The sequence below is a fragment of the Streptomyces sp. NPDC001714 genome, from assembly GCF_042892755.1.
Lineage (GTDB): Bacteria > Actinomycetota > Actinomycetes > Streptomycetales > Streptomycetaceae > Streptomyces.
The window spans coordinates 330,293-347,876 of record NZ_JBIAUL010000002.1 but is presented as its reverse complement, the minus strand read 5'-3'; the positions used below and the strand labels follow the sequence as shown (position 1 = coordinate 347,876).

The 17,584-nt window shown below is 71.4% G+C and carries 14 protein-coding genes and 2 pseudogenes; 10 read left to right on the top strand and 6 right to left on the bottom strand.

Going from position 1 to position 17,584, the window contains the following annotated elements; all coding sequences use genetic code 11:
• Nucleotides 1–29 precede the first annotated feature (29 nt).
• From ACFY0P_RS06120 to ACFY0P_RS06105, 4 genes and pseudogenes are all read right to left on the bottom strand, one after another.
• Nucleotides 30–1,043, bottom strand: a complete 1,014-nt coding sequence (locus tag ACFY0P_RS06120; protein WP_388907866.1) for an MASE1 domain-containing protein — start codon at nucleotides 1,041–1,043, stop codon at nucleotides 30–32.
• A 107-nt stretch (nucleotides 1,044–1,150) separates the two neighbouring features.
• The gene (locus tag ACFY0P_RS06115) at nucleotides 1,151–1,978 is read right to left on the bottom strand and encodes a PP2C family protein-serine/threonine phosphatase (protein WP_388907864.1); all 828 of its coding nucleotides are present in this window, start codon (nucleotides 1,976–1,978) and stop codon (nucleotides 1,151–1,153) included.
• Nucleotides 1,979–2,147: 169 nt separating this feature from the next.
• Nucleotides 2,148–3,251, bottom strand: a complete 1,104-nt coding sequence (locus tag ACFY0P_RS06110; RefSeq protein ID WP_388907862.1) for a GNAT family N-acetyltransferase — start codon at nucleotides 3,249–3,251, stop codon at nucleotides 2,148–2,150.
• A 318-nt stretch (nucleotides 3,252–3,569) separates the two neighbouring features.
• A pseudogene (locus tag ACFY0P_RS06105) lies at nucleotides 3,570–3,904 on the bottom strand (FAD-binding dehydrogenase); the annotation flags it as partial.
• A gap of 278 nt (nucleotides 3,905–4,182) precedes the next feature.
• On the opposite strand from ACFY0P_RS06105, the gene ACFY0P_RS06100 reads away from it, so the two are divergent.
• The 4 genes and pseudogenes from ACFY0P_RS06100 (at nucleotide 4,183) to ACFY0P_RS06085 (ending at nucleotide 7,603) form a co-directional block, all read left to right on the top strand.
• Entirely contained in the window at nucleotides 4,183–5,274 is a 1,092-nt protein-coding gene (locus ACFY0P_RS06100) for a sugar ABC transporter substrate-binding protein (RefSeq protein WP_388907860.1), read from the top strand.
• Between the two features lie 71 nt (nucleotides 5,275–5,345).
• Nucleotides 5,346–6,434 carry a mandelate racemase/muconate lactonizing enzyme family protein gene (locus ACFY0P_RS06095; protein WP_388907858.1) on the top strand — a complete coding sequence of 363 codons (1,089 nt, stop codon included), beginning with the start codon at nucleotides 5,346–5,348 and terminating at the stop codon, nucleotides 6,432–6,434.
• Nucleotides 6,431–7,246 (top strand): annotated as a pseudogene (locus ACFY0P_RS06090) (ABC transporter permease); the annotation flags it as partial. The gene ACFY0P_RS06095 and the pseudogene ACFY0P_RS06090, both read left to right, overlap by 4 nt.
• A gap of 63 nt (nucleotides 7,247–7,309) precedes the next feature.
• Nucleotides 7,310–7,603 (top strand): L-rhamnose mutarotase, encoded by a 294-nt coding sequence (locus tag ACFY0P_RS06085; protein ID WP_388907856.1) that lies wholly within the window; start codon nucleotides 7,310–7,312, stop codon nucleotides 7,601–7,603.
• Here the strand turns inward: ACFY0P_RS06085 and ACFY0P_RS06080 are convergent.
• Nucleotides 7,593–8,342, bottom strand: a complete 750-nt coding sequence (locus tag ACFY0P_RS06080) for a GntR family transcriptional regulator (RefSeq protein ID WP_388907854.1) — start codon at nucleotides 8,340–8,342, stop codon at nucleotides 7,593–7,595. The genes ACFY0P_RS06085 and ACFY0P_RS06080 overlap by 11 nt on opposite strands.
• Before the next feature lie 189 nt (nucleotides 8,343–8,531).
• On the opposite strand from ACFY0P_RS06080, the gene ACFY0P_RS06075 reads away from it, so the two are divergent.
• The 6 genes from ACFY0P_RS06075 to ACFY0P_RS06050 all read left to right on the top strand — a co-directional run bounded on the left by ACFY0P_RS06075 (nucleotide 8,532) and on the right by ACFY0P_RS06050 (nucleotide 14,021).
• A complete protein-coding gene (locus tag ACFY0P_RS06075) occupies nucleotides 8,532–9,275 on the top strand; it encodes a YqjF family protein (RefSeq protein WP_388907852.1) in 744 nt (247 codons plus the stop codon).
• Between the two features lie 114 nt (nucleotides 9,276–9,389).
• Nucleotides 9,390–10,601: a carbohydrate-binding protein gene (locus ACFY0P_RS06070; protein ID WP_388907850.1), complete on the top strand. Its 1,212-nt coding sequence runs from the start codon at nucleotides 9,390–9,392 to the stop codon at nucleotides 10,599–10,601.
• A gap of 132 nt (nucleotides 10,602–10,733) precedes the next feature.
• The gene (locus ACFY0P_RS06065; RefSeq protein WP_388907848.1) at nucleotides 10,734–11,510 is read left to right on the top strand and encodes a polysaccharide lyase family 7 protein; all 777 of its coding nucleotides are present in this window, start codon (nucleotides 10,734–10,736) and stop codon (nucleotides 11,508–11,510) included.
• Nucleotides 11,511–11,597: 87 nt separating this feature from the next.
• Nucleotides 11,598–12,395, top strand: a complete 798-nt coding sequence (locus ACFY0P_RS06060; RefSeq protein WP_388907846.1) for a DUF4389 domain-containing protein — start codon at nucleotides 11,598–11,600, stop codon at nucleotides 12,393–12,395.
• A 41-nt stretch (nucleotides 12,396–12,436) separates the two neighbouring features.
• Nucleotides 12,437–12,892 carry a hypothetical protein gene (locus ACFY0P_RS06055; RefSeq protein WP_388907844.1) on the top strand — a complete coding sequence of 152 codons (456 nt, stop codon included), beginning with the start codon at nucleotides 12,437–12,439 and terminating at the stop codon, nucleotides 12,890–12,892.
• A gap of 154 nt (nucleotides 12,893–13,046) precedes the next feature.
• The gene (locus ACFY0P_RS06050; RefSeq protein WP_388907842.1) at nucleotides 13,047–14,021 is read left to right on the top strand and encodes an SMP-30/gluconolactonase/LRE family protein; all 975 of its coding nucleotides are present in this window, start codon (nucleotides 13,047–13,049) and stop codon (nucleotides 14,019–14,021) included.
• 54 nt (nucleotides 14,022–14,075) lie between these two features.
• Here the strand turns inward: ACFY0P_RS06050 and ACFY0P_RS06045 are convergent, their stop codons facing one another.
• On the bottom strand, nucleotides 14,076–17,450 hold the full coding sequence (locus ACFY0P_RS06045; protein WP_388907840.1) for a pyruvate carboxylase: 3,375 nt from the start codon (nucleotides 17,448–17,450) through the stop codon (nucleotides 14,076–14,078).
• Nucleotides 17,451–17,584: the final 134 nt, after the last annotated feature.

The window sequence follows — 17,584 nt, the reverse complement described above, 5'->3', positions numbered from 1 at the left end:
GCGGCTCGCCCGGTCCCCCGTCCGGTCGGTCACCGGGCGCCGCGCTCGCGCCGCGGTTCCGCCGTCCGGGGCGGAGCGCGCCCGGCCGGGGAGTCGTGCGCGCTGAGATGTTCCAGAGCCTCGGCCAGTTCCTTGCAGGCCTCCGCGACGGAGCGCCGGGTGTTGTGCTGCTCGGTGATGACGGCCGACAGCAGCAGTGCGGTGAGGGCCAGCGAACCGTTGAACAGCTGCAGCTTCAGCATCACCTCGACGGCCGACAGGTGGGCGAACGCGCCGACCCCGTTCGTAGCGGCGACCGCGGCCACGACCGACGTGAACAGGGCGCACAGCACGCTCCCCGCCAGCCGGAACCGCAGTGCGACCCAGATCAGCAGCGGATAGGCGAGGAACAGCGCGCTCAGGGAGCTGAGCGTGGTCAGCGGGACCAGGACGGCCACGACCACCGCGAGGGCCAGGCTCTCCTTCCAGCGCGCCAGGGACGGGGGCCGACGGGCCTCGAACAGCACCAGCAGGAGCGGGGTGACGATCAGGACACCCATCGCATCGCCCACCCACCACGCCAGCCAGATCGGCCAGAAGTGGGTCGCGTCGAGCTTGCCGACCAGGATCAGCGTGACCACGTCGGCGGTGGAGCTGACCACCATGGCGGCCAGCGCTCCGAGGAACACCAGGGCGAGACCGTCGCGCAGCCGGCTCAGGTCGGTGCGGAAGCCGGCCCGGCGCAACAGCACGCAGGCGCACACCGGCCCGGCCGTGTTGCCGAACAGTATGCCCACGACGTCGGGCCCGGGCGTGCCGAGCGACAGCACGAGGAAGAAGGCGCCGAGTGTGATGCCCGGCCAGCAGCCCAGGCCGAAGACCAGCAGACACGCCAGCGCCACGCCGGTCGGCGGGTAGATGGGGGTGAAGACGGCGCCCTCGACGGTGAGCCGGCACAGCAGGCCGAGCCGTCCTGCCGCGTAGTAGCAGGTGGCGACGGCCAGCGTCCGGAGGGCGAGGAAGGCCGGCCGGCGCAGCTCCTGGTTACCCACCACACCAGCCATCACACACCGAGGCGGCCGTCTCGGCGAGGCGGGAGCCGCCCACGGCCGATCCGACGCGTGCGCCGGTGCCCGGAGGCTACGGCGTGGAAGCCGCCGCTGCCCGAGGGCTACGACGTGGAAGCCGGGTCGTCGTGGCCCATGACCAGCACGGCCGCGTCGTCCTCGTGGCCCACCCGTTCCGCGCCCTTGATCACGGCGGCGGCCAGGGAGTGCGCATCGAGGCCGGCGACGGCGGCGACGCCCGCGAGCCGTACCACCTGGTCGAGCCCCTCCTCGATGGGCATCGACGGGCCCTCCACCACCCCGTCCGTGAGCAGCACGACCATGCCGCCGGTGATGAGCCGGTACCGGACCACCGGGTACTCGATGCCCGGCTCGATGCCCATCGGCGGTCCGCCCTCGTCCTCCCCCAGCCCGGACTTTCCGTCGGCGGTGGCCCACACGAACGGGACGTGACCGGCCCGGGCGCTCTCCAGCACCCCGGTCTCCGGGTCGAGCCGCATGAAGGTGCAGGTCGCGAAGAGGTCGCTGCCCAGGGACACCAGGAGGTCGTTGGTGCGGGCGAGCAGTTCGCCCGGCTCGCCGGTCATCGAGGCGAGCGCCCGCAGGGCCGCCCGGACCTGGCCCATGAAGGCGGCCGCCTCGATGTTGTGGCCCTGGACGTCGCCTATGGACAGGCCGATGTGACCGTCGCGCAGCGTGAAGGCGTCGTACCAGTCGCCGCCCACGTTGAGCCCGTAGCAGGCGGGGGCGTACCGGACGGCCAGGTGGAAGCGGGGGGTGTCGGGCAGGTCGCGGGGCAGCATGCCGCGCTGGAGGGCGATGGCCAGCTCGACCTGCGACCGCTGGTACTCGGCCCGCTCGCGCGCCTGGGCGGTGAGCGACCTGAGTCTGGCCAGCAGTTCATCGTCGTCCGTTGCGCGCTTGCGGGGCATGGATCACTCCGGCCGAGGCCACATCCTTACCAGGACAAACCCCTACGTTTTTACCTTGACAGGATCATAGTGCGCATGGACGGCGAGCGGCCGGGCACGGTCGGCCGTCGCCGCCCCGGCCACGGTCCGGCCGGGGCGGTCCGGCCCGTGGCCGGGGCGGCGGCTCGGTTCACTCCTTGCGCAGGCCGTCCGCGCGGCGGGACGCGCGCAGCGTGCCGACCGTCTTGAGCAGCCGGTCCGCGGGGTCGCGCAGCTGGGGATGGGCGAGGACGGTGTTGCGCAGCCCGCGGACCGGCCGGCGCCACAGGCGGTGCGCCGCGGCCACCGGGTGGGTGCGGGTGGCGAAGCCCTCGCCCACCCGCAGTTCGCGGGTCTTGAGCCAGTCCTTGTACTCCTTGTCGCCGCGCCCGAGGTCGACGAGGGTGACGCCGCCGCGCGCCGCCGCCTCGGCCGTGCGCAGATGCATCATCAGCCCCGGCGAGTAGTAGTGCAGGTCGGGGTCGTAGGCGGTGAACCAGGCGGCGAGTACGGTGCCCGAGCGCGGGCCGAAGTGCGCGGCCACCGGCCGGTCGCCGGCGTAGAGGACGGACAGCACGCCGGTGAAGTGTTCCTCGCGCACGTGGAAGAGGTGGTCCACGAGGTCGACGATCCAGGGGCGGGCGAAGCGGTCCATGCGTCCGGTCCGCCGGTACTGCGCGGACTTCCAGCGCATCAGGGTGCGCAGGGCCGCGGGGTCGCGTTCGTCGAACTCGAAGCGCAGGTCGCCGATGTCGCGGCCGAGGCGCCGTTCCTTCTTCAGCGTGGTCTTCGCCAGGCCCGGGTAGGTGGCGCGCAGCCACTCGGGATAACCGCCGTCGCCGGGCTTCACGTCGATCACCGGCGAGGCGAAGGTGCCGGTGACATGGGGGGCGAAAGGTCTCTGCTCGGCGACCAGGTGGTCGAACTCGAAGATGGACATCCCGCAGGCGCTCAGCAGCTCCTGGGCGTCCCAGGTGACTCCGGGCCGGTGCACCAGCGCCTGGCAGTCGGAGAGACCGAGGCCGACGGCCCGGCCGACGCCGAGGGCGTTGCGCTCGTACGGGAAGAAGCCGACCGGTTCCCCGCCCTCCCGCAGGACCGCCACCCGTACGCCGGCCCGGTGTCGGCCGACGCCGATCGTGAACTCCGGGGCCAGAAAGGGGTTGGCGTACTCCGGCGACTCGTCCATGGCGTGATGCCAGGCCCGGCGGAGCGACTGGGTCAGCTCGCCGGGTCTGTGGATCGTGATGTCCACCTCAGATCAACCGCCCTTCGGCTGACGAGGTGTGTGACGCATGACTGCACTGGCCTCTGGATCGCATGGGCGACCGCTCCCCCCCATAACGCGTATTCCGCGTTCTGCCGCTTCTACGAACAGCTCCTGTTCCCCGCTGTACACCTTCGTTCCCGGACCGGCGACCGGGTCGCCGGTCCGGAGGTGTCGCTCAAACGTCGCGAAACAGTACGCACGCTGTCAAGGGTGCCACTGTCGGGGCAGGTTGGGAGTGGGTGACTCGGACTTTCCCGGTCCTTTCCGTCAGGTTGCCGTCCGATCGCCGGCCGGTCGACTGCGTCAGGTCGCCGTCGCCGCGGCCGCCGCGCGGCCCTCCGCACGGCCGGAGAAGAGGCAGCCGCCGAGGAAGGTGCCCTCCAGCGAGCGGTGGCCGGGCACCCCGCCGCGCGGGTGAGGATGTTCAGCCGGACGGCGATCAGCGGGCCGGCGCCCGTGTCCAGGATCCGGTGGATCGGCGCCGTACGGCTGAGCGAGTCGCCGATGTGACCGAGGGCGTTGCGGATGCCCTGGACCTGGACGTCCTTGGTGTACGGGTTGTCGATCTCGCGGTCGCGGGCCTCGATCTGCCGCTTGAGGTCGGCGAGGTCGATGAGGTTTGCGCCTGCACTGGGATTCTCCCATGTGGGAGGGGGCGACCAGAGTCGGGCGCGACCGGATCGCGGGCGAACTGCCGTACGAACGGGTGGAGTTGGACGGCGGCGAGCGGCCCGGCCGACCATATGAGCAGCTGGCGCATTTCCTATAGGATTTTCAAAGTCCTCTAAGGCTCCGGATGCACCACCCTCCGAATCTCCGCAGATAACAACCGTTCTTGCCGCAGACCTTGACGCACGCATCCCCCTGCCTCACGATCGCCGCATTGATTTCCTATCTGATCTCGCAGGGGTGGGCGATGCACTTCCCGACCAGATCCGTCCTGTCCGGGGTTCTCACGGCGACACTGCTCGCCGCGGGAACCGCTGCCTGCACCTACCGCAACGCACCCGCCCCCGCCTCCGGGCAGACCTCGGCGGCCGGACGCACCGGCGATGGCGCCGACCTGGCCGACGGGTCGGGGACCAAGGTGGCCCTCGTGCCCGGCGGCGCCCATCCGTACTTCCAGCCGTGGAAGACGGCGGGGGCCGCCGCGAAGAAGACCTACGGCCTCGGCGACGTCACCTTCGACGAGACGGCGGAGTGGGACCAGCAGAAGCAGAACAACCTGCTGTCCACGCTCGCGGCCCGCGGCTACAACGCCTTCGGCGTGTTCGGTGTCTCCCCCACCGACATCAACACCACCTTCGCCGACCTCAGGTCGCAGGGCTTCCCGGTGGCGTCTCTCGGCTCCTGTCCGGCCGGCGACCAGGACGAGGCCGACTTCTGCCTCTCCACGGACGTCGAACTCGCCGCCTACAAGGCCGCGAAGGCCGCCATCGACGCCATGGACGGCAAGGGCACCCTGGTCCATCTGACCGGCAACAACGTGGACGCCAACACCCAGTTGCGGATCAAGGGCGTGGCCCGGGCCGTCAGGGAGTCCGGTGGCAAGGTGAAGCTCCTGCAGACCATCACCGACATCGACACGGACCTGCAGACCGCCCAGAAGGCCGTGTCCGACCTCATGGCGGCCAAGGGCGGCCAGATCACGGGCATCGTCGCCACCGCCTACAACCCGGCGGTCGCCGCCGCCGACGCCGTGAAGTCGTCCGGCTCGAAGGCGAAGGTCATCGCCATCGACGACGACGCCAAGATCCTGAGCGGCATCAGGCTGGGCACGGTCACGGCGACCGTCGTGCAGAACCCCACGGGACAGGCCGAGATCGGCACCTGGGCGCTCGCGCTGCTCCAGACGAAGCAGTGCACCATGCGCGATCCCGGGGTGGAGGTCGACTCGGGTTCGTTCGTCGTCACCAGGGCGAACGTCGCCGACTACGACAAGACCCGGCAGGAGAAGACCAGGCAGCTGAGGACGGAGTTCGCCGACGAGTACCTCTCGTGCGGCTGACCGCCTGGAAAGAGCGCGAAGAGACCTGAGAGCACCAAGAACCCGAAGAGCCCGAGAGAGAACGGACATCGATGAGCATCATCACGGCCGCGACCGCCCGGCTGGTCGACATCGCCGTCGAGACGGACCGCACCGACGCGGTGCAGTCCTTCGTGAAACAGGAGACGGTCCTGGTCGACCTGGCGACGGCGGACGGTCTCGCGGGCACCGGCTACGCGTACACGATCGGCACCGGCGGCACGTCCGTGCTGGCCCTGCTGCAGGACCATCTGCTGCCCGCCCTCGCCGGACAGGACGCCCGCAACGTCGAAGCGCTCTGGCAGCGGCTGTTCGCCCTGACCCGGGCCACCACCACCGGCGCCATCACCTCCCTCGCCCTCGCCGCCGTGGACACCGCCCTGTGGGACGTGCGCTGCAAGCGGGCCGGGGAACCGCTGTGGCGGCTGGCCGGCGGGCACCGCCAGGAGGTGCCGGTCTACGACACCGAGGGCGGCTGGCTGCATCTGAGCACCGAGGAACTGGTCAAGGGCGCCCTGCGGGCCCAGGAGGCGGGCTGGGCCGGCGTCAAGATCAAGGTGGGCAGGCCGCATCCCGCCGAGGACGCGGAGCGGCTGCGCGCCGTACGCGAGGCGGTCGGTCCCGCGCTGCACGTCATGACCGACGCCAACCAGTCCCAGACGGCGTCCTCGGCGCTCCGGCTCGCGGCCGCGCTGGAGCCCTACGACCCGTACTGGCTGGAGGAGCCGCTGCCCGCGGACGACATCAGCGGCCACGCCCGGCTCGCGCGGGCGACCCGGATCCCGGTGGCGGTCGGCGAGTCCATGTACTCGCTCACGCAATTCCGCGGCTACCTGGAGACGGGTGCCGCCTCCGTCGTGCAGGTCGACGCGGCCCGGATCGGCGGCATCACCCCGTGGCTGAAGGTCGCGCACCTGGCGGAGAGCCACAACGTGCCGGTCTGCCCGCACTTCCTGATGGAACTGCACGTCAGCCTCGCCGCCGCGGTGCCCAACGGCAGCTTCGTCGAGTACATCCCGCAACTGCGGGCGGTGACCCGGACCGAGCTGGCCATCCGCGACGGCCTGGCCGTGGCCCCGGACGTGCCGGGCATCGGCATCGACTGGGACCCGGACGCGCTCGACGACCGGAGGGTGGCATGACGACCTCCGTCCGCCGGCCGGCGACCGTCCCGGAGGAGAAGGCGGCCGGTCACCGGATGCCGTTCTGGGTCGACCAGCGGCTCGGTCTGCTGGTCCTGGTCATCGCGCTGAGCGTCCTGTTCGGCGCGCTGCGACCCGCCTTCCTCGACCAACGCCTCGTCCTCTTCCCGCTGCTGCGGGACGTGGCCACGCTGACCGTGGTGGCGCTCGCGCAGATGGCCGCCCTGTCCGTGGGGCACATGAACCTCGCGGTCGGGCGGATGGCGGCCTTCGGCGCCATGTTCGCGGGCCTCGGCTACGACAAGCTCCATCTGCCCCTGCAGGCCGGGCTGTTGCTCTGCCTGGTCGCGGGCGCGGCGATCGGCGCGGTGACGGGCTGGTTGATCGCCCGTACCGGGGTGAGCTCCTTCGTCGTCACGCTTGCGATGGACTTCGCCCTGCTGGGCCTGGTCTCCCTCATGTACTCGGCCCTCACCGCGGACGCCGCCTTCACCAGCCGGCCGGCCGGGATCGACGCCCTGCGGTCCTCTTCGCTGGCCGACATCTGCGTCGGTCGGGTCTGCGGCTCGCCGGCCGTCCCGCAGCTGGCCCAGTTCACCGTGCTGGCCATGCTCGGTCTCGGCTTCCTGTACGGCTGCACCCGCATCGGCAGGGAGCTGCTCCTCACCGGGGCGAACCCGGCCGCCGCCGAGCTGTCCGGCATCCCCACCGGACGTCGGGTCCTGCTCGCCCACACCCTCGCCAGCCGCGTCCGGTGCAGGTGCCCGCCGGCCACCCTGGGCGCCCAGTACCGGCTCGTCGGCACCCGGACCGTCGACGGCTACTCCGCTGGGCGCGGGCCGCGTCGATGAGCCGGGGCACGAAGGCCGCGCAGTGTGCACGCGCTCCTCGACGAGTACCGCGAGTTGCACCGCGCGGTACCGGAGCCGGTCCTGGACCGGCTCCGGCGCTGTCACATCGCCGACTGCTCGATCCATCTCCTCGGCGACCGGCTGTTCGCCTATTTCGAGTACCACGGCGACGACCTGGCGGCCGACCTGGCGCTGATGGCCGCCGACGAGGCGACCCGGGAGTGGTGGTGGCGCACCGCGCCCTGTCAGACGCCGGTTCCGGAGGCGGCCCCGGGTGCGTGGTGGGCCGCGGCGGAAGAGGTGTTCCTCATGGAGTAGCCGGCGCGGAGTCGCCGTGGTCGTCCGCGCCGTCGTCCCGGAGCTGGCGCTCCATGCTGCGGGTGAGGTGCTCGGTCATCGCCTCCGCCGCCCGCTCGGGGTTGCGGCGGAGCACCGCCCGCACGATCCGCTCGTGCTCGGCGACGGTCGGGCCGCCGGCGCCTGCGACGTCGCCGAGCCGGAAGATGTGCAGGTGGGCGTGGAGGCGTTCCACCGCATCCGCCAGCAGCGGCCGGTGCGCGGCCTGGCCGATCGCCTCGTGGAAGCGCTGGTCGAGGGCGGCGAAGTCGCGGTAGGACGCGTACCGTCCGTCGGGGCTGGGCTGGCCCTGCATCTCCTCCACGATCCGTTCCAGACCGTCGAGTTGTTCCTCGGTGGCGTTGACGGCGGCCAGGCCGGCGGCCCTCGGCTCCAGCAGCAGCCGCATCTCGAAGAGTTCCGCGATGCCCTGACGGGTCAGCAGTTCCGTGGCCCGGTATCCGGACAGGGCGCGCTTGACCACAAGGCCGTCGGACTCCAGCCGCGCGAGCGCTTCCCGGACCGGGGTGGGCGAGACGCCGAGGGTGCGGGAGAGCGCGTCGATGCCGACGCGGGCGCCGGGGGCGATCTCGTGGTCCATGACCATCGCCTTGATGCTCTCGTACACGCTGTCCGAGAGCGCCTGCCGGACGGGCGACGGCTCGCCGGGTCCGTCGGCGTCGCCCGGGACCCCGGCCGCGGAGGAGCTGTGCGGCGGCATCCCGGCTCCTCCTTCTCAAGGCCTGCGTGTCGCCCACAGTTTACCCGGGTGGGCGGGCCGAGCGGCGCGGAAGTCCTGATCAGCGGGCCGTCGCCGTTGAAGTGCGCCGGCCGGACCGGCGCCACCCCGCTCTCCCGGAACGCTTCGTCGGATCGCATCGGATCGCACTGGCGTGCTATCACCGGTGCCATGGAGACAGCGGCGACCGAGCCCACAACCCCGTCCACCCCGCGGCCCGTACGGTGGCCGACGATGGTGCAGGGGTGGCACCAACTGACCTTCCTGCACTGGCCGGTGGAGCCGGAGAAGGTGGCTGCGCTGCTGCCCGCAGGCACCCGGCCTGACACCCTGGACGGGGTCACCTACGTCGGGCTCGTCCCGTTCCTGATGCGGGGCACGGGGTTCGGGCCGGGGCCGGGGCTGCCGTATCTGGGCACCTTCTGCGAGACGAACGTGAGGCTGTACTCGGTGGACGAGCACGGGCGGCGCGGGGTGGTGTTCAGGTCCCTGGACGCGACCCGGCTGCTCCCCGTACTGGTGGGCCGGCTGGGGTTCCGGCTGCCGTACATCTGGTCCGCGATGCGGCTGCGCCGGGAGGGCGATGTGGTCACCTACACCTGCCGGCGGCGGCGCCCGGCGGCCGCGAGCCGGGCGGTCGTGCGGATTGGGCCACCGATCACCGAGCCCTCGCCGCTGGAGCACTTCCTGACCGCGCGCTGGGGGCTGCACGCAACCTGGCACGGCCGTACCGCGCACCTCCCCAACGAGCATGCCCCCTGGCCGTTGCATCGGGCCGAACTCCTGCATCTGGACGATGAGTTGGTGGAGGCGGCGGGTCTGCCCGCGATGTCCGGGCCGCCGGTCAGCGTGCTCTGGTCGCCCGGCGTGAAGGTGCGGTTCGGGACGCTGGAACTGCTCCGCACCAACAGGTAAAGAAATGGTATGGTCTAGTCCAAAGTGAGCTTTGGTCCAGTCCAATTCATTGACGTGACCGCGACACCTCCGGAAGCTGGGACACCCCACCTCCCCGGCCCCCTGGAGGCACCAGTGAGACCCCTTCGCGCATGTCTGGGCGCGGCGGCCGCCGTCACCCTCGCCGCCGGCACCACCGCGCTCGTCGCGAGCAACGCCTCGAGCGCGACCACCGCGCTGAGCAACCGGTGGTACGCGGCCGCCCCCTACCTGATGCCGCTGGACAACAACCCGCCGGGCGCGGCCGCCATCATGGACGCCACCGGCCTCAAGGCCTTTCAGCTGGCGTTCGTCCTGGCCCCCAACGGCGGCGGCTGCTCGCCCACCTGGGGCGGCACGTCGGCGGTCTCCTCGGACACCGCCGTCCAGTCGGTGATCAACACGATCCGAGCCAAGGGCGGTGACGTCTCCGTCTCCATCGGCGGCTACGGCGGCACCAAGCTGGGGCAGACCTGCGCGGACGCGGCCTCCACCGCGGCGGCCTACCAGCAGGTCATCACCAAGTACGGGCTGCACGCCATCGACTTCGACCTGGAGGAGCCGGAGTACGAGAACACCGCGGCGATCAAGAACGAGATCGGCGCCGCGAAGATACTCCAGCAGAACAACCCGGGCCTGTACGTGTCGGTGACGACGGCCGGTACGGCGGACGGGACCGGCTGGTTCGGCAAGCAGATGCTGCTGGAGGCGAAGTCGCAGGGGTTCACGCCCAACAACTTCTCCATCATGCCGTTCGACGGCGGTTTCAGCGGCGCGGCCTCGCAGACCAGCGCGCTCACCAACTTCAACTCGATCCTGCAGTCGACCTTCGGCTGGGACCAGGCGACCGCCTACGCCCACGAGGGCTTCTCCGGCATGAACGGCCGCAGCGACACCGGCGAGTACTTCACCCAGGCCGACTTCCAGACCGTGCTCGACTACGCGACGAGCCACAACATGGACCGCTTCACGTTCTGGTCCCTGAACCGGGACCGCCAGTGCACCCCGGTCGACAACAACGGCACCACGTCCGGGACCTGCTCCAGCGTGGCGCAGGGCGACTGGGACTTCGCCAAGTACTCGGTGAAGTTCGCCGGAGTCACCCCGCCGACCACCACGCCCACCCCCACCCCGACCCCGACACCCACGCCCACCTCGTGCAAGACCGCCTGGAGCTCGACCGCGGTGTACACGGCCGGGAACGAGGTCTCGTACAACAGCCACAACTGGAAGGCCAAGTGGTGGACCCAGAACGAGGTGCCCGGCGCCTCGGAGTGGGGTCCCTGGCAGGACGAGGGCGCCTGCTGAACCCCTTGACGGGACTGGTCCGGACCTTTAGCTTCACGGGTCATCGGCGGTTATGTATGCGTCCAGAGTTCACGCACGTGAACGAACGTGGGTGAGCTCCGGGCGCAGCCCTCTGACGAAAGGACCCCCCACGTGAACCGTTCCCGGATGCTCGCGGCGCCCACCGCCACGGGCCTCGCCCTCGCCCTCACCATCCTGTTCGGCGGCGGCGCGGAGGCGGCGGACCCGAACGTCGCGCCCGGCGGCAACTTCGACCTGTCCATATGGCAGCTCCAGGAGCCGGTCGGCTCCCCCGGTTCACCGACCACCATCCCCTCGTCCCGGCTGCAGGGCGCGAACGGCTACCAGGACGCGTACTTCTACACCGACACCCGTGACGGGGCGATGACCTTCTGGGCGCCCGAGAAGGGCGTCACCACCCCGAACTCCAACTACGCCCGCTCCGAACTGCGCGAGATGAACCGGGACGGCAGCGCCGCGAACTGGTCGCTGAGCGGCAGCCACAAGATGAGCGCGACCCTGCGGGTGGTCTCGGTGACCAAGAACGTCTGCGTGGGCCAGATCCATCTCGGCACCGGCGGCTCCTCCACCAAGCCGCTGCTGGAGCTCTACTACCACTCCAACGGCGACATCGTGCTCGGCACCGAGAACTCCCCGGACGGTGGCCAGACCTCCCACGGCGTGGGCCATGTGTCGATCGGCAAGACCTGGACGTACACCATCGCGGTGTCCGGCGGGAACACCATCGACCTGACCGTCAACGGCACCACGACCCACTACGCCATTCCGTCCTCCTTCAACCAGTACAGGCAGTACTTCAAGGCGGGCTCCTACAACCAGTCGTCCTCCGACAGCACGACCAACGGCGCCCGGGTCGCGTTCTACGGCCTGACCGTCAAACACGGCTGAGTTCGCCCGGTCCACCCTGGCGGGGACCGTAGTTCCGCCGCACGATGGAGAGGCCATCCGCGCCGCGGCCGGACGCCGGGAGGACTCATGACGCAGAGCTGGGGACCACGTCCTCCCGCCACGGCGGACGGCCCCGAATGGCGGCCGGCGCTCGACATCCCGGCGCCGGCCCGGCAGCGCCGCTGGACGGTGCTGCTGCGCTGGCCGCTGCTGGTCCCACAGTACGTCGTGCTCGTCTTCCTCGGCATCGCGGCTTTCTTCGCCACGGTGGCCGGCTGGTTCGCGGCCCTCGTGCTGGGCCGGCTGCCCGACTCCATCGCCTCGTTCCTCGGCAGGTACCTCGCCTACGAGACCCGGGTCGCGGCCAGCTCCATGCTCCTGGTGGACCGGTATCCGCCGTTCGCCCTCACCGCACCCGACCACCCGGTGCAGATCGAGCTGCGGCCCACCACCCTGAACCGGCTCGCGGTGCTGTTCCGGCTGATCCTGATGATCCCGGCGGCGATCATCGCCAACCTCGCGGCGACCGGCTGGTTCGCGGTCTGCTGGATCTTCTGGATCATCGGGATCGTGCTGGGTCGACTGCCCGGGCCGGTCTTCGGGGCGACGGCCGCGGTCGCCCGCTACCGTATGCGGTTCGGCGCCTACACCAGCATGCTGTCGCCCGTCTACCCGAAGGGGCTCCTCGGCGACGAGCCTGCCGCGAAGGAGGAGGTGCGCTCCGCCACCCGGCCCCTGGTCCTGGACACCGCCGCCAAGGTCCTGATCTGGGTCTTCCTGGCGCTCGGCCTGCTCACCCAGATCGCCTCCCGCTCCACCGGCGACCATGACATGAACGGAATGGCGAATACGCCGCAAGTGGTACATCTCGCAGGACGGTCGTAGCGTCGAAGGGAACACGTACGGCGGAACGGGTGGGAGCGAACATGCGCAGACCAGTGGTGGGAACGGCGATGGGACTCGGGGCGGCCCTGCTGCTCACGGCAGGCATGACGACGGCGTCCGCGACGCCGCCGACACCGTCCGCGTCGCCGGCGACGGTCCAGCACCCCGTGCTCGTCGACTGCCTCTGGCACCAGCGGTTCCGGCCGACCGACTTCCTGCTGGCCTGCGGCGACGGCAACAGCATCCTGACCGGCATGCACTGGACCCAGTGGAACGACAGCACGGCGGTCGCCCAGGGCGTGAACCTGGTGAACGACTGCAAGCCGTACTGCGCGGCGGGAAAGTTCCACAAATACCCGGTGACCGTACGGCTCTACCGCCCGACGGCCTGGACGAAGCACCCGAACGTGCAGCACTTCACGCAGATGAACCTGACCTACTCCGGCGCCAGGCCGGAGGGATACACGCAGGTCATGAACTACCCCATGTGGAACTGAGCGGGGCCGTCACCCGGCTGCGCGGCATGCGGGGCCACGCCGTGCGCCGGGCGGGCGACGTCGCGGCCACGGCTGCCGCGGCCGGGGGACGGGGAAGCGTCATGTTGGTGTGACCGGTACGCCGGAGCCTTGCGCTCCCGTCGAAAGAGGTCACATGCCCCGATTCCCCCGCCGGGCCGTCGTCGCCCCGGCCGCGGTCGCGATCGGTCTGCTCGCGGCGGTTCCGGCCGCGAGCGACGAGCCGGTCCTCTCCCTCCCCCACACCGTCGCCCATTTCGACCTGGCCCACGGGCAGACGCCCGAGAGCGTCGTCGCCGAGCAGGGCGGCACGGTCGACATGTCCTTCGCGTTCGCCCGGCAGGTCGTCAAGGTCACCCGGGAGCGCCGGGTCCGTGTCCTCGCCACCCTGCCCGACGAGAAGAACCCCCGGACCCCCCTCGTGAACACCGCGGTCACGCACGGCCTGGCCCGCGCGCACGACGGCACGCTGTACGTCAACTACGCCACCGGCACCGACCGGACCGGCGTCTGGCGCATCCCGGCGGGCGGCGGCAAGCCCGAGCAGATCGCCCAGCTGCCGGCGGACGGCCTGCCCAACGGGCTGGCCCTCGACGAGAAGCACGGCGTGCTCTACGCCGCCGACTCGGCGCTGGGCACGGTGTGGCGCGTCCCGCGGTCCGGCGGCACGCCCACGGCCTGGGCCACGGGCACCGCGCTCGCGGGGCTCTCGTCGGCCACCGGCTTCGGCGCCAACGGGATCAAGGTCCACAAGGACGCGGTGTGGGTGACCAACACCGACCGGGGCACGCTGCTGCGCATCCCGGTCGGCGCCGACGGCTCGGCAGGGCCGACGCAGACGAGGGCGACCGGCCTCACCGGGGTCGACGACTTCGTCTTCCCCGGGCACTCGGACGTCGTGCTCGCCGCGCTGAACCCGTCCAACGAGGTCGCGCTGGTCGGCCCCGACGGCAGCCACAGCAGCGTCCTGACGGTGCAGGAGGGGCTGTCCAACCCGACCTCGCTGGCGGTACGCGGCCGTGACGTGTTCGTGGCGAGCGCCGCCTACTTCACCCAGCGCGACCCGAACCTCGTCAAGGCCCGGCTGCGCGCGCACTTCTCCCGCTCCTAGCCGGGGAGGGCCGGCACCGGCCGGCCCTCCCCCGCCCTCTGGGGCCGTCCGGGCTCAGGCGATCTCGACCAGCAGGTCGCCGCCCTCCACCTGCTGGATGCGGTTGATGGCGAGCCGGGAGACCCGGCCGGCCTTCGGGGCGGTGATGGTGGCCTCCATCTTCATGGCCTCGATCGTGGCCACCGTGGCACCCGCCTCGATCTCGGCGCCCTCGTCCACGGCGAGGGTGACGACTCCGGCGAACGGAGCCGCGACGTGGCCGGGGTTGGCGCGGTCCGCCTTCTCGGTGGCCGGGATGTCGGAGGCCGCCGCCCGGTCGCGGATCTGGATCGGCCGCAGTTGCCCGTTGAGGCTCGACATCACCGTGCGCAGGCCGCGCTCGTCCGCCTCACCGACGGCCTGGAGCTCGATGAGCAGCCGGACGCCGGGCTCCAGGTCGACCGAGTACTCCTTGCCCGGGCGCAGCCCGTAGAAGAAGTCCTTGCTGTCGAGGACGCTGGTGTCGCCGTACGTCTGGCGGTGGGTCTCGAACTCGCGGGTCGGGGCCGGGAACAGCAGCCGGTTGAGGGTCGCACGGGGCTCCTTGGCCAGGCCCTCGCGGTCCTCTGCGGTCAGCTCGGGCGCCGGCCTGGCGGCGGCGCGGCCCTTCAGGGCCTTGGTGCGGAACGGCTCGGGCCAGCCGCCGGGCGGGGTGCCCAGCTCGCCGCGGAGGAAGCCGATGACCGAGTCGGGGATGTCGAACCTGTCGGGGGTCGCCTCGAAGTCCTCCGGCTGCACCCCGGCGCCGACCAGGTGCAGGGCGAGGTCGCCGACCACCTTGGAGGAGGGGGTCACCTTGACCAGCCGGCCGAGGATGCGGTCGGCGGCCTCGTACATCGCCTCGATGTCCTCGAAGCGGTCGCCGAGACCGAGCGCGACGGCCTGGGTGCGCAGGTTGGAGAGCTGGCCGCCGGGGATCTCGTGGTGGTAGACACGGCCGGTCGGCGAGGCGAGGCCCGCCTCGAAGGGGGCGTAGACCTTGCGGACGCTCTCCCAGTACGGCTCCAGGTCCTCGATCGCCCGCAGGTCGAGGCCCGTGGGACGCTCCGAGTAGTCGGTCGCGGCCACGATCGCCGACAGGGAGGGCTGCGAGGTCGTGCCGGCCATGGAGGCCACCGCGCCGTCCACCGCGTCCGCGCCCGCCTGGATCGCGGCGAGGTAGGTGGCGAGCTGGCCGCCCGCGGTGTCGTGGGTGTGCAGGTGGACCGGGAGGTCGAACTCGCTGCGCAGCGCCGAGACGAGCTTCGCGGCGGCCGGGGCGCGCAGCAGGCCCGCCATGTCCTTGACGGCGAGGATGTGCGCACCGGCCTCGACGATCTGCTCGGCGAGCCGCAGGTAGTAGTCGAGGGTGTAGAGGCGCTCGTCCGGGTCGGACAGGTCGGCGGTGTAGCACAGGGCGACCTCGGCGATCGCGGTGCCCGTCTCGCGTACGGCCTGGATGGCGGGGCGCATCTGGTTGACGTCGTTGAGGGCGTCGAAGACGCGGAAGATGTCGATGCCGGTGGCGGCGGCCTCCTGCACGAAGGAGTCGGTCACCTCGGTCGGGTAGGGGGTGTAGCCGACGGTGTTGCGGCCGCGCAGCAGCATCTGGAGGCAGATGTTGGGGACGGCCTCGCGCAGGGCGGCGAGCCGCTCCCAGGGGTCCTCGGCGAGGAAGCGGAGCGCGACGTCGTAGGTGGCGCCGCCCCAGCACTCCAGGGAGAGCAGTTCGGGCAGGGTGCGGGCGACGACCGGGGCGACGGCGAGGAGGTCCTTGGTGCGCACGCGGGTGGCGAGCAGGGACTGGTGGGCGTCGCGGAAGGTCGTGTCGGTGATGCCGATGGTGGGCGACTCGCGCAGGGCGCGGGCGAACCCCTCGGGGCCGAGTTCGACCAGCCGCTGCCGGGAACCCGCGGGCGGCTCGCCGGCCGGCAGCGGGGGCAGCTTGGTGGTCGGCTCGATCAGGTGGGGGCGGTCGCCGTGCGGCCTGTTGACGGTGACGTCCGCCAGGTAGGTGAGCAGCTTGGTGCCGCGGTCGGCCGAGGTGCGGGCGGTGAGCAGGTGCGGGCGCTGCTCGATGAACGAGGTGGTGATCCGGCCCGCCTGGAAGTCCGGGTCGTCCAGGACGGCCTGGAGGAAGGGGATGTTGGTGGCGACACCGCGGATGCGGAACTCGGCGACGGCACGCCGGGCCCGGCCGATGGCGGCCTTGAAGTCCCGGCCCCGGCAGGTGAGCTTCACCAGCATCGAGTCGAAGTGCGCGCTGATCTCCGTACCCGCGTGGGTGGTTCCGCCGTCCAGGCGGATGCCGGAGCCGCCCGGGGAGCGGTAGGCGCTGATCCGGCCGGTGTCGGGGCGGAAGCCGTTGGCGGGGTCCTCGGTGGTGATACGGCACTGGAGGGCGGCGCCGTGCAGCTTCACCGTCTCCTGGGAGAGCCCGAGGTCGGCGAGGGTCTCGCCGGAGGCGATGCGCATCTGGGCCTGGACCAGGTCGACGTCGGTGACCTCTTCGGTCACCGTGTGCTCGACCTGGATGCGCGGGTTCATCTCGATGAAGACGTGGTTGCCGTCGCGGTCGAGGAGGAACTCGACGGTGCCGGCGTTGCGGTAGCCGATCTCGCGGGCGAAGCGGACGGCGTCGGCGCAGATGCGGTCGCGCAGCTCCGGGTCGAGGTTGGGCGCGGGGGCCAGCTCGATGACCTTCTGGTGGCGGCGCTGGAGCGAGCAGTCGCGCTCGAAGAGGTGGATGACGTTGCCCTCGCCGTCGGCGAGGATCTGCACCTCGATGTGGCGGGGGTCGACGACGGCCTTCTCCAGGAAGACGGTCGGGTCGCCGAACGCGGAGGCCGCCTCCCGGGAGGCCTGCTCGATGGACTCGCGCAGCGCGGCCGGCTCCTCGACCCGGCGCATGCCGCGGCCGCCGCCGCCGGCGACGGCCTTCACGAAGACCGGGAAGCCGATCTCGTCGGCGGCACGGACCAGTTCGTCGATGTCGTTGGAGGGCTGGGAGGACCCGAGCACCGGTACGCCGGCGGCGCGGGCGGCGGCGACCGCGCGTGCCTTGTTGCCGGTCAGCTCCAGCGTCTGGGCGCTCGGCCCGACGAACGTGATGCCCGCCTCCTCGCAGGCGCGGGCGAGTTCGGGGTTCTCGGAGAGGAAGCCGTAGCCGGGGTAGACGGCGTCGGCCCCGGCCCGGCGGGCCGCGCCCACGATCTCCTCGACGGACAGATAGGCCCGCACCGGATGCCCGGGTTCCCCGATCTCGTAGGCCTCGTCGGCCTTCAGCCGGTGCAACGAGTTGCGGTCCTCGTGCGGGAACACGGCGACCGTGCGCGCACCCAGCTCATAGCCCGCGCGGAAAGCGCGGATGGCGATCTCTCCACGGTTGGCGACCAGCACCTTGCGGAACATCCCTGGATCCCTTCAGCCTGCCGGCGACGAACACCATGGTGTCAGCCGCGCCCTGCCGTAGCCCGCGCAACATTAGGGGTTGGCCGGACCGGCTGAAGTGCGAAAACCATCACATTGACGTGGTTGAGCAGTTC

Excerpts from the sequence above, each read along its gene's own strand:
- ACFY0P_RS06120 (WP_388907866.1), bottom strand. The coding sequence starts at position 1,043 with ATGGCTGGTGTGGTGGGTAACCAGGAGCTGCGCCGGCCGGCCTTCCTC.
- ACFY0P_RS06115 (WP_388907864.1), bottom strand. The coding sequence starts at position 1,978 with ATGCCCCGCAAGCGCGCAACGGACGACGATGAACTGCTGGCCAGACTC.
- ACFY0P_RS06100 (WP_388907860.1), top strand. The coding sequence starts at position 4,183 with ATGCACTTCCCGACCAGATCCGTCCTGTCCGGGGTTCTCACGGCGACA.
- ACFY0P_RS06095 (WP_388907858.1), top strand. The coding sequence starts at position 5,346 with ATGAGCATCATCACGGCCGCGACCGCCCGGCTGGTCGACATCGCCGTC.
- ACFY0P_RS06080 (WP_388907854.1), bottom strand. The coding sequence starts at position 8,342 with ATGCCGCCGCACAGCTCCTCCGCGGCCGGGGTCCCGGGCGACGCCGAC.
- ACFY0P_RS06075 (WP_388907852.1), top strand. The coding sequence starts at position 8,532 with ATGGAGACAGCGGCGACCGAGCCCACAACCCCGTCCACCCCGCGGCCC.
- ACFY0P_RS06060 (WP_388907846.1), top strand. The coding sequence starts at position 11,598 with ATGACGCAGAGCTGGGGACCACGTCCTCCCGCCACGGCGGACGGCCCC.
- ACFY0P_RS06055 (WP_388907844.1), top strand. The coding sequence starts at position 12,437 with ATGCGCAGACCAGTGGTGGGAACGGCGATGGGACTCGGGGCGGCCCTG.
- ACFY0P_RS06050 (WP_388907842.1), top strand. The coding sequence starts at position 13,047 with ATGCCCCGATTCCCCCGCCGGGCCGTCGTCGCCCCGGCCGCGGTCGCG.
- ACFY0P_RS06045 (WP_388907840.1), bottom strand. The coding sequence starts at position 17,450 with ATGTTCCGCAAGGTGCTGGTCGCCAACCGTGGAGAGATCGCCATCCGC.